The following is a 14,070-nucleotide window of genomic DNA, read 5'->3' on the forward strand; positions in this document are numbered from 1 at the left end:
AGGTTCCGTGTTTGACGGTTTCTACGGACGGCTGCGTCAACAGACCGGCGATCGCTGGCTGCACTATATCCATCACCCTTTTGTTCGCCAGCTGGCTGACGGCACCCTGCCTGCGTCGGCTTTTCGCCGTTACCTTATCCAGGACTATCTGTTCCTTATCCATTTTGCCCGCGCCTACGCGCTGCTGGTCAGCAAATTTCAAACGCTGCCGGAGATGCGTGCGGCAATCCGCTCGCTGAACGCCATCGTCGACGAACTGCCGCTCCACGTGCGCTACTGCGCGCAGTGGGGCCTGACCGGGAAGGCGATGGCGGCGGAAACCGAGGCGCCAGAAACGCTAAATTATACCCGCTATGTGCTGGATATTGGTCACGCGGGCGACGCGCTCGATCTGTTGACCGCCCTGATGCCCTGCGTGGCTGGCTATGCCGAGATCGGCGTCGGCTTGCTGAACGATACGCAAACCGTATTGACCGGCAATCCCTACGCGCCGTGGATTGAAAACTATGGCGCTCCGCTTTACCTGAGCGGCGTGCAGGCTTCGCTGACGCTGTTTGAAAACCTGGCCGCCCAGCGCGGCGGCGCGAGCCGCTTTGAGGCGCTGGCGGGAATATTCGCCACCGCGACACGGCTGGAAACGGCATTCTGGCAGATGGGGCTTGATGCTGCCTGCGCTACGCCGGAAGCGCGATGACGCCGGGTATAGAGGTGAAGGCGGTCAGCCTGCATTTTAGCGATCGTACGTTATTTAAGCAGCTGAGCTTTACGCTGGCAGGTGGCCGCTTTACTTCTCTGCTTGGCCCCAGCGGCGTCGGTAAAAGCAGCCTGCTGAAGATCATTGCGGGGCTGCTTGCACCCTCGACAGGATCGGTGCTGGGTAGCGATGGGCTGCCGGTTGCCGGACGCATCGCCTGGATGGGACAGCGGGATCTGCTCTATCCGTGGCTTAGCGCGATCGACAATGTCGCGCTGGGTGCGCGTTTACGCGGCGAGAAAGCTGACAGACAATGGGCAGAACATCTGCTTGAACGCGTGGGCCTGGCTGGCAATGCCGGCGCGCTGCCCGCCACGCTGTCGGGCGGGATGCGTCAGCGTGTCGCGCTCGCCCGGACCTTGTACGAGCGACGGCCCATTGTGCTAATGGATGAACCCTTTTCCGCTCTTGATGCCATTACCCGCGCCCAAATTCAGGCGCTGGCCGCAGAGCTGCTGGCCGACTGCACCGTGCTGCTGATTACGCACGATCCAGTAGAAGCCTGTCGCCTCAGTCATCGCCTGCTGATCCTTTCTGCTGCCGGGCTTAGCGAGCTTCCTGAGCTGGCTGGTCAGCCGCCGCGAGCGCCCGACGATCCCAATTTATTGCGTAGCCAGGCGCAGCTTATGCGCCAGCTGACAGAGGACATGGCATGAATGCAGCAACGATACGCCGTGGCGTCACGGTATTTGTCGGGCTGATGGCGCTGTGGCAGCTGGCCACGCTTGGCAGCATCCCGGCTTTTCTGTTGCCCTCGCCCATCGCCGTGGCTGCGGCTATGCGGGATAACGCTGGCTATCTCGCTTACCACACGCTTATTACCGCTACTGAAATCGCCGGCGGGCTTATCGCGGGCGTGCTGCTCGGCGCCCTGCTGGCGCTGCTGATGACCTTTTCGCCCGGCCTGCAACGCTGGCTGATGCCGCTGGTATTGACCAGCCAGGCGATCCCCGTGTTTGCGCTGGCGCCGCTGCTGGTGCTCTGGTTTGGCTTTGGCATCAGCGCCAAAATTGTGATGGCGATCCTGGTGATTTTTTTCCCGGTTGCCTCCGCTTTTTTTGATGGCTTACGGCGGGTCGAACAGGACTATCTGGATCTGGCGCGCACGATGGGTGCCTCTTCCGCTTCGCAGCTGCGGCATGTGCGGCTGATGGCGGCGCTGCCGGCCTTTGGCTCAGGGCTGCGGATGGCGGTCGCCGTCGCGCCCATTGGTGCGATTGTCGGCGAATGGGTGGGCTCCGCCGAAGGATTGGGGTTTGTAATGCTGAATGCTAACGCGCGAATGCAGAGCGATCTCTGCTTCGCCGCCCTGTTTGTGCTGGTAGCCATGACGATTGCGCTCTGGCTGAGTACCGATATCCTGCTGCGCCGCCTGATCCGCTGGTCGCCGGAGCGTTAATCACCGTAAGGACAAGATAATGAAAAAAGCTTTAGTTTGTGGGCTGGTGGTAGCAACGTTATCTCCTTTCACCAGCGCGGCGCAAAAGCTGACGCTGATGCTGGACTGGTATGTTAATCCCGATCACGCGCCGATTATGGTGGCGCAGCAGACTGGCGCGTTTAAGGCTCAGGGGCTGGATGTGACGATTATTCCGCCTTCCGATCCGGCGTTGCCGCCACGTCTGGTCGCGGCCGGTAAGGTGGATCTGGCGGTGACCTATCAGCCACAGCTGCACTTTTTTGCCGACCAGGGCTTACCGCTGGTACGCGTCGGCACGCTGATTGATTCCCCGCTCAACACGCTGATTACGCTTGATAAAAGCGTGCATTCTCCGGCAGACCTGCAAGGGAAAACGGTGGGGTATTCCGTCAGCGGCATCGAACAGGCCACGCTCGCCGCTATGCTGCAGCACGACCAGCGGCAACTCAGCGACGTTAAGCTGGTTAACGTCAATTTTCAGCTGACCAGCGCGTTGCTGACCGGCAAAGTTGATGCGGTCATCGGCGGCTACCGTAATATTGAAGCGCTGGAAGTGAAGCTTCAGGGCAAAGATCCCGTGGTGTTCAACGTCGAGGACTACGGCGTGCCGGCCTATGATGAGCTAATTCTGGTGGCGAATCGCGATAGCCTGAACAAACCCGCTATCAAAAAGTTCCTGATAGCGCTCAAGCAGGGCAACGACTACTTGCAGGCCCATCCTGAAGAAAGCTGGCGGGCATTCGCTAAATTGCATCCTGAGCTGAACACCGGGCTGAACAGACAGGCATGGGTAAAAACGCTGCCGCTGTTTGCCCGCGACCCGGCCCGCCTGGATCGCCAGCGCTATCGGCAGTATGAAACTTTTCTTTTTAACCATGGGCTGATTAAAAAAATTACGCCGGTTAACGACTACGTCGTCGAAATCCAGTAAGCTCGCGGGCTGACGCCACAAGCTGAATTTTAATCGATTTCAAATTGCGCTGGACAACACCGCAAAGGCATCTGGTAAGGTATGCATAAAATAGCGAAAAATCTGGAAGCCCCCATGCTGTCAACCATCATCTATCGTAGCCATATTTCCGATGACGTCGCGTATAAGACGTTGGGGAAACTGGCCGAACAAGCCAATCAGGTCAACGAATCACACAGCGTGACGGGCATTTTATTGTTCAACGGCACCCACTTTTTCCAGGTGCTGGAGGGCCCGGAGGACGCTGTGACCGCTATCTATGAGGAGATCTGCAACGATCCCCGGCACCATAATCTGGTAGAACTGATGCGCGATTACGCGCCCGCCAGACGTTTTGGCAATGTCGGCATGGAACTGTTCGACCTGCGTGAATACGACCCGGAAAACGTGCTGCAGGCCGTGCTCGATAAAGGCACCTCTAAGTATCAGCTGACTTACGACGATCGCGCATTGCAGTTCCTGCGCGTGTTTGTCGACGCCACCGAACGGGAAAACTATTTTGAGATCCCGCCGGGCGACTCCTGGGAGTTCGTTGTCGATCGCGAGGAAGCGCTGCCCCGCGAGGCCGTTCCCTCGGCCACGGCCGACTACAGCTTCGCTTTTCAGCCGATTATCGATCCGCTTTCCCGCCAGATCGTGTCGCTTGAGGCCGTTATGCGCCCAACGTCGGGCATGTCGGCGGCCGATTATCTCGCCGGGCTGCCGCGCAGTGAAAGGTATAGCGTCGATCTTAAATCCAAACAGCACGTTTTTGCGATGGCGAAGCAGCTGGGCATTAATGGCCTGACGCTGTCGATCAACCTGCTGCCGATGTCGCTGGCGATTGTGCCGGATGCGGTCGATTTCCTGCTGGAGGCGATCCATGCTAACGGGCTGGTGCCTGAGCAAATCGTTGTTGAGGTCACGGAGAACGGCACGGTATTCCGCGCGGACGAATTCGAGGCGGCGATTAAAAAACTCAAGGCTTCCGGTATCAGCCTGGCGATTGATGGCTTTGGCGCCGGTTCTGCCGGGCTGGTGCTGCTGACCCAGTTTCAGCCTGACAAAATCAAAATCGATCGCAACATCATTGCCGACGTGCATAAAAGCGGCCCGAAACAGGCTATCGTGCAGGCGATTTTGAAATTTTGCTCCTCTTTGCAGATCGCCGTGATTGCCGAAGGCGTTAACAAGCCCGAAGAGTGGATGTGGTTGGAGTCGGCAGGCATTTGCAACTTCCAGGGCGCGCTGTTCGCGCCGTCCACGCTGAACGCTTTCCCTGTCGTGGCCTGGCCGGAAAAACTCGAAAACGATTAACCTTCGGCCTGCGAACCGGCAGCCCATGCCGCCGGTTCGTTCACCCTCAGGCAAATTTTTTTGCGCCCGCCACGCAGCCCAGCGCGGCCAAAGCGCATGCCAGCATTACGCCGCTGATGCTTTCGTGCAGAAACAGTGCCGCAAAACCAAAGCCGATAAAAGGTTGCAGCAGCTGCAGCTGCCCTATCGCCGCCGTGCCGCCCTTCGCCAGGCCGTGATACCAAAAAATAAAGCCGATCAGCATGCTGAACAGCGAGACGTAGCCTAATCCCATCCATGCGGAAAACGTCACCGCCTGGAACGAAGCTGGCCAGGTCAGCGCAGCAATGGGCAGCGCTACCGGAAGAGCCAGTGCTAACGCCCAGGCAATAGTTTGCCAACCGCCCAGTCCGCGCGCCACACGAGCGCCTTCCGCATAGCCCGCGCCGCAGACGATCACGGCCGCTATGGTCAGTAAATCCTGCCATGAAGCATGACTTTCTTTAGCGGCCAGCGCGTAGCTCGCCACAACAGCGCCGCCAGCCAGCGAAAATAGCCAGAAAGCGGGCTGCGGCCTGCGCTCGCCGCGAACCACGCCAAAGGCGGCAGTACAGAGCGGCAACAGCCCAAGGTACATAAGCGAATGAGCGGCGGAAACGTCCTGCAGCGCAAAAGCCGTCAGCAGCGGAAAACCTATCACTACGCCCATAGCAACCACCATAAGCGAAAACAGATCCGCACGCTGCGGCATTCGTTGACGACCGAGCGCCAGCAGCAGCAGTGCCGCCACCGCCGCAAGGCTGGCGCGCGAAGAAGTTAAAAACAGCGGCGTGAAGTCTGCCACCGCCAGCCGCGTTGCCGGTAGCGATCCGGCAAAAATCACCACACCCGCCAGCCCGCTAAGCCAGCCGTTCGCTTTATTTTTCATGCTTTCTCCCGTTGGACTTCGCTCAGTTAAGCATTGGCAGGATCGCTTACGCCAGATACAATCCAGTACAATTAATCTGAACTGTACTGGCTGTGAATGCAGTACAGGCGTGAGGAACGCCATGCCGCGTAGCCAGACACGTATCGCTTCGGTAATGGAGCAGGTGCGCAAACAGATAGCCGCCCGCGCTTATCTTCCCGGCGCGCGCTTGCCCTCCGTGCGCCAGCAGGCGCGCCTTTCTGGCGTGTCGGTTTCTACCGTAGTGGAAGCTTATGAACGGCTGGCCGCTGAAAACCTCATTGCGGCCCGGCCCGGCGCCGGTTTTTTTGTATCAGGCCCGGCGGCTCCGCTTGATTTAACGCAGCTGACGGCCGATAAAGAGCGCGATATCGATCCTTTATGGATATCGCGCCAGGCGCTGGAGGCGGATCCACAGCTGCTTAAGCCCGGCTGCGGCTGGCTGCCACCCTCATGGCTGTACGAAGAAGGCGTACGCAAAGCGATGCGCATGGCGGCACGAGCGCAGAGCGCGCTACTGACCGACTACGCCTCGCCCTATGGGCACGCAGAGCTACGCCAGTTTTTAGGCCGCAAGCTGGCGAAAACGGGGATTACCGCGACGGCAGATCAGATCATGCTGACCGAATCAGGCACCCAGGCCGTAGATTTGATCTGCCGTTTTTTACTCCAGCCGGGAGACTGCGTGCTGGTTGACGATCCCTGCTATTTCAATTTTCACGCGCTGCTTCGCGCTCACCCGGTAAAGATCGTCGGCGTGCCGTTCACGCCGCAGGGGCCAGATCTGACGGCGTTTGCCCAAATCCTGCAAAACCACGCTCCCCGGCTTTATATCACTAATGCAGGTATCCATAATCCTACTGGCGTATCGCTTACGCCAGTGGTTGCCCATCAGATGCTTAAGCTTGCGGAAGCGGCCGGGCTGATTATTGTGGAAGATGATATCTTTGCCGATTTTGAAACCCATCCCGCGCCAAGACTGGCGGCGTATGACGGTTTACATAACGTTATTCAAATCGGCAGCTTTTCCAAAACGGTTTCGGCGGCGGTGCGCTGCGGCTATATTGTCGCCCGGCGAGACTGGACGGACAGCCTTGTCGATTTGAAAATTGCTACCAGCTTCGGCGGCGGTCAGCTTGCCTCAATGCTGCTGCACAGCGCGCTGACAGGCAGCGGCTATCGACGCCATATGGAATCGGTACGGTTACGGCTGGCGGTAGCGATGCAAACCACGCTGGAAAAGCTGGCGGCGCTGGATATCCTGCCCTGGCATACGCCACAGGCCGGTATGTTCCTCTGGTGCCGTCTACCTGAAGGTGCCGATGCCGCACGGGCGTCACGCGCCTGCTTAAAAGAAGGCGTCGTGCTGGCGCCCGGTAACGCGTTCAGTCAATCCGGTTCGGCAGCGGATTTTTTGCGCTTTAATGTCTCACAGTGTAATGATCCTGCCATCTTCTCCGCGCTGAAACGTGCGCTTAAGCAGGGTTGATTGACTTTCCTTCGCGGCGCAACTTTTCCTTTTAACGCTATGAATAACCAGGATACTTTGTTTCTGTTGAGCAATCATGCTTTACACCGTCTGATGACGGCCGCGGATCGGCTATAAGGAACGCTTTCGTGATGCAATTTTCCAGCGGTTTTTTTCTCAGCCTGTCGCTCTGCCTGGATATCGGCATCGCCAATATCGCTATGATCACGCTGGCCATGCAGCGCGGCTATTTTCATGGCTTCTGGCTTGGGATCGGCACCTGTGTGGGCGACCTGGCGTACGCGCTGCTGGCGCTGGCCGGTATGACGGTGCTGTTACAGTTTGCCGCGGTGCGCTGGGTACTGTGGATTGGCGGCGGCGCGATGCTGCTGTGGTTCGCGCTGAAAATGGCGCTGGCCGCGTTTCGTCGTCAGGGTGAACTGCGTACTGACGAGCCGCAGCAGGCCAGGCCGCTACGCAACGAGTTTGGCCGCGGCGTGCTGCTGGCTATGTCCTCCCCCACGGCAATCCTGTGGTTCGCAACCGTCGGCGGCGCGCTGATTTCTCGTATGGGGCAGCACAGCACAACGGATTCGGGCTGGTTTCTGAGCGGTTTTTTCCTGGCGGGCGTCTTCTGGACCTGCGTTTTATGTCTGGTAGGCAGCTTCGGCGGCAGGCTGCTGGGTGCTCGTCTGCTGAAATATTCCTATATGGCCTCTGCCATAATCTTCAGCTATTTCGCGGTTTACGTGATTATTTCGGGCTATCGCGAGTTTATTATTGTCTGAACAGTACAACGCCGCCGGTAAGCTGCCGGCGGCGGAGCTGGAAGCAGGAAAGTTAGTGCTTAATTTGCCGAAGATCGTCCTCTGACAGTCCGGTCACTTCCATCACGGCTGCGCGATCGAATCCTTTTTCCAGCATGGTGCGGGCGATTTTCAGGCTGGCTTCGCGCTCGCCGTCCTGATGTCCCAGACTGCGGCCTTGTTCAAGTCCCACCTGTAATCCCTGTTCCCTGCCCATCTCTTCAAGTCTTTTTGCTATGGTCATCAGTTCATCCTTATGCTGCGGCAGTGCCTGTGCCAGTTCGTGGAGAAATCCTTTTACATCGGGCGTCTCTCCTGCCTGAATCATATAGTTTATCAGTGCGGCCTGCTGTTGTCCGCTCAGTTCGTCGCTCTGCATCAGCTGGGTTATTTCATTAAACAAATCATGCAGGTCGCGAATGCGAATATGTTTTTGCAGCAGCGTCAGCAGCGCCACCCGGCGGTGCTTTAAAATTTCATCATCCGGGATAACGGTAATATCCACCAGCGGAAAACGGCCGCCGTAGAGTTTTGCTGCCAGCCTGGGTTCACTAAAGAGATCCAGCCAGCTCATGCTGTAAGGATAAGGCGAGCGGCCGCCCTGGTAAAACAGCACCGGTATTACCAGCGGCAACATTTTATGACCGGCGTCCATATGCCGCTGCATGGCCGCAATAGCGTAGCGAAGCAGACGAAAAGGCATCATTCTGTCTGGCGAGCTTTGATGTTCGATTAATATATAGGCGTAGCCGTCGCCACGGGTGGTTTTAAGTGAGTAAAGGATATCGCTGTAGCAGGCTCGCAGATCGTCTTCAACAAAGCTGCCCGACTCCAGCCTGAGCGTGTCCAGATCGCAGATTTCACGCAGTTCCTCAGGCAGATGCAGCTCCAGAAAATCCTGAGCGTGGAGCGTGTTGGACAGAAACGTTTTAAAGATTGCGTCGTGCGGTGTAGGCGTACTGTTTTGCATTGGGGCCATCCTGTGCCGTTATGATGAAAATTCAGGCAAATGCTGGCACAGGATAAAAACAAAATAAAGATATTTTTATTATAATTTTCAATGCTTTACGATAACGTGTTACGGATTTTAGCGCTGAATTAGCGGTTAACCTTAGCGGGATGCCTGGCCGCACCCTTCAGGATGCGGCTTCAGATATTATTTTAAGGCATTTTTAAAGAATGAGGTCAGCTTAGCAAATGGGATAAGATCGGTACGGTCATACAGATCGACATGGCCCGCGCCCGGTACGATATATAATTCTTTCGGTTGTCCGGCACGCTGGTAGGCATCTTCGCTAAATTCTTTGGAATGCGCTTTATCGCCGGTAATAAACAGCATCGGACGTGGCGAAATGGTGTCAATATCATTGAACGGATAGAAGTTCATAAACTTTCCGATGCTGCTCAGCATCGGTTTTGTCGTCAGCGCTTCTTTCTCGCCCTCCGGCGTATAACCACCGCGTGATGTGCGGTAGAAATCGAAGAATTCCCGTTGAATAGCAGACGTTGTATCGTCAAGCTTGTTCACCGTACCTGGAATATAGACCGCTTCTCCGCCTTTAAATTCAGCAAGACGCTGTTCCGTTGCCGTTTTGATAAATGCCTGGCGCTGTTCAGGCGTTACGGCATGCTGCAATCCATTACGGAAAGCGGCCCCCATGTCATACATGCTGACCGTCGCGATGGCCTTCATACGCGGGTCTATTTTGGCCGCGTTGATAACAAAGCTGCCGCTGCCGCAAATCCCCAGCACGCCAATTTTTTCTGCATTAATATAGGGTTGCGTACTTAAATAATCGACGGCGGCGCTAAAATCATCCGAATAGATTTCCGGAGAAATCAGATGGCCGGGTTTCCCCTCGCTTTCGCCCCAAAAAGAGAGGTCTATCGCCAGCGTGACGAATCCCTGCTCCGCCAGTTTTTGGGCGTAAAGAGTTGAGCTTTGTTCTTTTACCGCGCCCATAGGATGACCAATAACGATAGCCGGATTTTTACTTGCCTGCTTCATCCCTTTCGGCATAAATAAATTACCGACCACGTTCATTTGATACTGATTTTTAAAAATCACCTTTTGATGGGTAACCTTATCGCTTTTATAAAAGTTATCTGCGCCGTCAGACATATCGGCTCCGGTTGCAGCAAACGAGCTGATTGCCAGCCCTAATAACAAGGTTAATATTCTCACTGGAGAGTCCTCAATAGCTTTTATTAATATTTACATGAAGCAAGCCGCTATCGCCAAAACGCTTTATAGTCATCAGGATTAAAAACGACTCGCGGGAATAGCACAGAAAAACGCGGCGTTGATTCGTTCTCAATGCTGGCCTGAGGAAATTTTACAGGTGGCGCACAGCATTACTAGCTAATGAATGCTTAATAGGTTTATAACTACAGCTTATCAATGATTGAGATCTGCACCTGATGAAACGCAACCTGAACGACCTACTCTATTTTGTTACCGTCGCGCGTGAAAAGAGCTTTACCCGCGCCGCCGCGAGACTGGGCGTGACTCAGCCTGCTCTCAGCCAGGCGATTTCCGCACTTGAGGAGCGTATGCAAATTCGCCTGCTTACGCGTACGACCCGTAGCGTCTCGCCAACGGTGGCCGGCGAGCGTTTACTGCTGACCATAGGTAACCGTATCGATGAAATCGAAGCCGAACTGGATATGCTTACCGAGATGCGCGATAAGCCAGCAGGCACGGTTCGCATTACCTGCGGTCCCAACGTTTTGCACAGTACGCTACTGCCAAAGCTGACGCCGCTGCTGCGCCAGTATCCTGACATCACCCTCGAATTTGATGCCAATCACGGATTTCGTGACATTGTCACAGATCGGTTCGATGCGGGCGTGCGGCTTGGCGATACCATAGATAAAGATATGATCGCGGTACCCATCGGCCCTGAGCTACGCATGGCCGCAGTGGCAACGCCGGAGTATTTTACACGTTACCCTCTTCCCGAAACGCCTCATGATCTCACGCAGCACGCCTGCATTAACCAGCGTATGGTTCGCTCTGGCGGGCTATACGTCTGGGACTTCGATCAGGACGGCGGCGATTTGAACGTACGCGTCAGCGGCCAGCTTATTTTCAATACTTCTGAACACATTGTTGCCGCAGCGCTGGCAGGACTTGGCATCGCTTTTTTACCCGAAGAAGAGTTCGGCAATCATATTGAAGAGGGACGGTTGATCCGTGTGCTGGAGCAGTGGTGCAGGCCTTTTCCCGGCTACTACCTCTATTATCCCAGCCGGAAACAGCCTTCACCCGCCTTCTCTCTGGTAGTCGATGCACTTCGGGTAAGCCGAAAGCGTAGACCTGCCAGCGGATCGCCTCAGGGTTAGCGCAGCCCGTTCGCCGCGCTGGCCCTGGCACATGTAATGGAATGCAAATAACTTCCTGCGGATCGCCTTTAAATGTGAACGAAGATTTCTCCACGCCTGATTAGCAGCAATAGCTAAATACAACGTGGCGGAAAGGCGTTGTATAGCTTCTGAGGTTTACTTTTTATTAACATTAAATCCAAATGCGTAACACTGTGCACCACGGGCGACCTTAATGAGGAGTGAAGTTATGAAAGCGTTAGTTCAGGATGTGCTCTCTATTTTTTCAGCGAAATCGATCGAGCCGGTGCTGGTTCGCTCAGGCCTGTCTCAGCGGGAAAAAGCCTCGATCGCGCCTTTCGGCGTAACGGAAGTCAGCTGGGCAACCTCGCTGGAAGATCTCCACGACGCGCTGGTGCAAAAGGCGCTGGCCGCAGGCGCGGTCGGTTACCATATTACCCATGTGGAATCCCATAAGCCGGGCCAGGAGACGCAGTCGGTGCTGGCTGCCACCGCCACGCTGTATAACATCAGCGACAGACAGATCGTTGATAACGCGGCGCTTTAAACGGATCGTGCCGAGGTCTGCATTTTCTGAATAGCGAGTGTGCTTTACCGGAATCCAACTATGGCAATCTCCTGAAGGCTGGTAGGCTTTCTGGCCAGCCTGACGGGGCGGCTGTTATCTCAGCCGGCGCGGCGCATTTTTAGCCGCTAAATAAGCGGCGCCGCAGCCTGGCGCGCCAGGGGCAACGCCATAAATGAAGTCCCGTCCTACAGAGTCGCTGGCTAACCGGGAGAGCATTATGACGCAACTTGTAAATTATCTGCACCAGGTACGCCACCATCTGCATCGATTCCCTGAACTTTCGGGTCAGGAAGTCGCCACCACGGCTTATCTGCGCGAGCAGCTGGCTAACCACGATATTACCGTGCTGGATCTGCCGCTGGCGACAGGCCTGGTTGCGGAAATTCGCGGCGATCGGCCAGGCCCGCTGGTGGTGGTACGCGGCGATATCGATGCTTTGCCGATTGAGGAACAGACCGACCTTTCGGCCTGCACAACGACCCAGGCCTGCCGGTCGGCGTGGTGGGTTGCAAAGCGGGCGCGCTGACCGCAGGCGTTGACCGTTTCGCCATCCGCATTACCGGCACGGGCAGCCACGCCGCGCGCCCGCATGAAGGCAACGATCCGATCGTGATTGCCGGCCAGCTGATTACCGCTCTGCAAACGCTGATCGCCCGCAATCTCCCCTCCGAGCAAAACGCCGTGGTTTCCGTAACGCAGATCCACAGCGGCACGACCTGGAACGTGATCCCGGCAGAGGCATGGCTGGAGGGCACGGTGCGCACCTTTAACGCCGAAAGCCGCGCCCTGCTCGAACGCCGCTTGCGCCAGCTGCTTAGCGGCCTGGCCGTCTCGTTTAATGCAGAACTCAGCCTGGACTGGCAGCCGGGGCCGCCTTCGGTTAGCAACGACGCGCGCTGGGCGGCTTTCGCGCTTGAACAGGCCAGCGCCAGCGGGCTGGAAGCGCGTACCGTTGCGGCCAGCCCGATAGGCGAAGATTTTGCTTTCTATCAGCAGCGGATCCCTGGCGCCTTTGTGATGGTCGGCTCCGGCGGCCCCTGGCCACTGCATCATCCTGAATTTCGCGTTGATGATAACGCCCTCTTTCCGGCGGCTCGTTATCTGGCCAGGCTGGCGTTTACGGCCGGCAAAACGCTGGCGGCAGAAGCGGGAGTGACAGCCTGAGAATTCAGCTCAGCCTGTCAAACAAAGAGGATGGCCGATGCTTAGCTTTTTCTTTCTGAAGCAGCCTGGTGGATCACCATTTTTCCTGCCTGGCGAGCTAACGCAATGTTTTCGGCCTGTTGTAACACCTGCTGTAGATCCTCTTCATCTATATCAAGGAACTCCCCTTTCATTAACGCTTCGTGCAGATCCTGCCGTGAAATGGCCACATCCATCTGTACGGGTTTTGGCAAGGTTTCAGCGGCAGAAAGCGTATGCGGGTAACGACGACCGATCAGATTATTGAAAAGGATGGCCACAAACGTCAGCGAGACTGAATTAAGCAGCACCGGGACAAAAGCGAAATGGTAGCCACTCATTCCTGCCGCGTGGCTGCCCATCACTGCAGTCAACGCTATTGCGCCGCCCGGGGGATGAAGACAGCGCAGCTTAAACATCAGCACCACGGACAGGCCAGCAGCGAGTGCAGCCCCAATCACGGGCTGTTCAATATAGTGCGCGACGGTCAGGCCGGTTAATGCTGATACAAAATTACCACCTATTACTGACCATGGCTGAGCCAGCGGGCTGTTAGATGCAGCAAACAGCAGAACGGCGGAGGCACCCATTGGCGCAATAAACCAGACGTTAACTTCGCCCAGCGTCCAGTGGCTGAACAGGCTGGCGAACAGCAAACCGGTGAAAGCCCCCAGGCTGGAAAGGATTATCTGGCGGGGTGCCACTACCACCGGGCGCGGCCAGAATCTTTTTATAAAATGCTTTATTTGAGAAATAGTTATCATGCAGGCGATATCTTATCTGATAAAAACGGCGCGCGAATAGTCTCTGAATTTACGGCGAAACACAATGCCCGATCTTTTGCCAATCCTCTGGCGTTCAGGGCCCTTGCTGGCCGCAGCGTAGGCGTCGCTGGGATCGACACTGGTCCCAAAACGATAACGATGTAATCAGAATTTGGCCTTATACTCCCAGCCTGGCCGGTTATTGATTAGCCTGATTGATAAAATTCCCTTTTTCCTTGGTTATTGTACGCATCTGCTATGCCTGACTTAGCGTGCCCTAAGGCCTGCCGGATGTACCCACAAAAAATAGAAAAATTACCCAGCCGGAGTCGCGGTGTTAAAAATGAATTTTATTGCCGGTAATGTTAAAACCACGGTAATTCTGGCATTTCCCAGAGCAAAAGCGCCTGCCTCAGATTTTAAATCAAACGGCATCTCTTTTTTTTCAATTGCCCGAGAAAAAAAGGAAAAGACACCTGTGATTCAATTGTTATATCGATAAGGCGTGATTTTTTCATTAAAGAAATTAAAAGTGACACACACCCCCTGTCAGGGCTATGATTTAAAGTAGA

The 14,070-nt window shown here is 55.7% G+C and carries 14 protein-coding genes and 1 pseudogene; 11 read left to right on the forward strand and 4 right to left on the reverse strand.

Features of this window, described 5'->3' with window-relative positions:
• The first annotated feature begins 7 nt into the window (after positions 1-7).
• The 5 genes from AB6T85_RS02425 to AB6T85_RS02445 all read left to right on the forward strand — a co-directional run bounded on the left by AB6T85_RS02425 (position 8) and on the right by AB6T85_RS02445 (position 4,440).
• Positions 8-694, forward strand: coding sequence for a TenA family protein (locus AB6T85_RS02425; protein ID WP_253454123.1), 687 nt, complete (start codon positions 8-10; stop codon positions 692-694).
• Entirely contained in the window at positions 691-1,410 is a 720-nt protein-coding gene (locus tag AB6T85_RS02430; RefSeq protein ID WP_301250808.1) for an ABC transporter ATP-binding protein, read from the forward strand. Before AB6T85_RS02425 ends, AB6T85_RS02430 begins: the two co-directional genes overlap by 4 nt.
• Positions 1,407-2,153, forward strand: a complete 747-nt coding sequence (locus AB6T85_RS02435; RefSeq protein WP_369894714.1) for an ABC transporter permease — start codon at positions 1,407-1,409, stop codon at positions 2,151-2,153. The genes AB6T85_RS02430 and AB6T85_RS02435 overlap by 4 nt, the downstream gene beginning before the upstream one ends.
• Before the next feature lie 19 nt (positions 2,154-2,172).
• Complete coding sequence (locus AB6T85_RS02440) at positions 2,173-3,105, forward strand: ABC transporter substrate-binding protein (protein WP_253454128.1); 933 nt, start codon at positions 2,173-2,175, stop codon at positions 3,103-3,105.
• A gap of 114 nt (positions 3,106-3,219) precedes the next feature.
• Positions 3,220-4,440, forward strand: coding sequence for a diguanylate phosphodiesterase (locus tag AB6T85_RS02445; protein WP_253454130.1), 1,221 nt, complete (start codon positions 3,220-3,222; stop codon positions 4,438-4,440).
• A 46-nt stretch (positions 4,441-4,486) separates the two neighbouring features.
• Here AB6T85_RS02445 and AB6T85_RS02450 read toward each other — a convergent pair whose 3' ends face one another.
• Positions 4,487-5,347: a DMT family transporter gene (locus AB6T85_RS02450; RefSeq protein ID WP_369894715.1), complete on the reverse strand. Its 861-nt coding sequence runs from the start codon at positions 5,345-5,347 to the stop codon at positions 4,487-4,489.
• A gap of 121 nt (positions 5,348-5,468) precedes the next feature.
• Between AB6T85_RS02450 and AB6T85_RS02455 the strand changes: the two genes are divergently transcribed.
• Both AB6T85_RS02455 and AB6T85_RS02460 read left to right on the forward strand, forming a co-directional pair.
• Entirely contained in the window at positions 5,469-6,854 is a 1,386-nt protein-coding gene (locus AB6T85_RS02455) for an aminotransferase-like domain-containing protein (RefSeq protein ID WP_253454134.1), read from the forward strand.
• A gap of 128 nt (positions 6,855-6,982) precedes the next feature.
• Positions 6,983-7,621, forward strand: coding sequence for a LysE family transporter (locus AB6T85_RS02460; protein ID WP_253454136.1), 639 nt, complete (start codon positions 6,983-6,985; stop codon positions 7,619-7,621).
• A 52-nt stretch (positions 7,622-7,673) separates the two neighbouring features.
• Here the strand turns inward: AB6T85_RS02460 and AB6T85_RS02465 are convergent, their stop codons facing one another.
• Both AB6T85_RS02465 and AB6T85_RS02470 read right to left on the reverse strand, forming a co-directional pair.
• Positions 7,674-8,609 (reverse strand): Rpn family recombination-promoting nuclease/putative transposase, encoded by a 936-nt coding sequence (locus tag AB6T85_RS02465; RefSeq protein WP_369894716.1) that lies wholly within the window; start codon positions 8,607-8,609, stop codon positions 7,674-7,676.
• A 186-nt stretch (positions 8,610-8,795) separates the two neighbouring features.
• On the reverse strand, positions 8,796-9,761 hold the full coding sequence (locus tag AB6T85_RS02470; RefSeq protein WP_369894717.1) for an alpha/beta hydrolase: 966 nt from the start codon (positions 9,759-9,761) through the stop codon (positions 8,796-8,798).
• 299 nt (positions 9,762-10,060) lie between these two features.
• Between AB6T85_RS02470 and AB6T85_RS02475 the strand changes: the two genes are divergently transcribed.
• The 3 genes and pseudogenes from AB6T85_RS02475 to AB6T85_RS02485 all read left to right on the forward strand — a co-directional run bounded on the left by AB6T85_RS02475 (position 10,061) and on the right by AB6T85_RS02485 (position 12,716).
• The gene (locus tag AB6T85_RS02475) at positions 10,061-10,984 is read left to right on the forward strand and encodes a LysR family transcriptional regulator (RefSeq protein ID WP_253454142.1); all 924 of its coding nucleotides are present in this window, start codon (positions 10,061-10,063) and stop codon (positions 10,982-10,984) included.
• A 229-nt stretch (positions 10,985-11,213) separates the two neighbouring features.
• The gene (locus AB6T85_RS02480) at positions 11,214-11,531 is read left to right on the forward strand and encodes a YdgH/BhsA/McbA family protein (RefSeq protein ID WP_253454144.1); all 318 of its coding nucleotides are present in this window, start codon (positions 11,214-11,216) and stop codon (positions 11,529-11,531) included.
• 238 nt (positions 11,532-11,769) lie between these two features.
• Positions 11,770-12,716 (forward strand): annotated as a pseudogene (locus AB6T85_RS02485) (amidohydrolase).
• Positions 12,717-12,757: 41 nt separating this feature from the next.
• On the opposite strand, the gene AB6T85_RS02490 reads toward AB6T85_RS02485, so the two are convergent.
• On the reverse strand, positions 12,758-13,498 hold the full coding sequence (locus AB6T85_RS02490) for an HPP family protein (protein WP_253454148.1): 741 nt from the start codon (positions 13,496-13,498) through the stop codon (positions 12,758-12,760).
• Positions 13,499-13,832: 334 nt separating this feature from the next.
• Between AB6T85_RS02490 and AB6T85_RS02495 the strand changes: the two genes are divergently transcribed.
• Positions 13,833-14,000 (forward strand): hypothetical protein, encoded by a 168-nt coding sequence (locus AB6T85_RS02495; RefSeq protein ID WP_301250817.1) that lies wholly within the window; start codon positions 13,833-13,835, stop codon positions 13,998-14,000.
• The last annotated feature ends 70 nt before the right edge of the window (positions 14,001-14,070 follow it).

The organism is Erwinia aeris (assembly GCF_041224955.1).
GTDB lineage: Bacteria > Pseudomonadota > Gammaproteobacteria > Enterobacterales > Enterobacteriaceae > Erwinia > Erwinia aeris.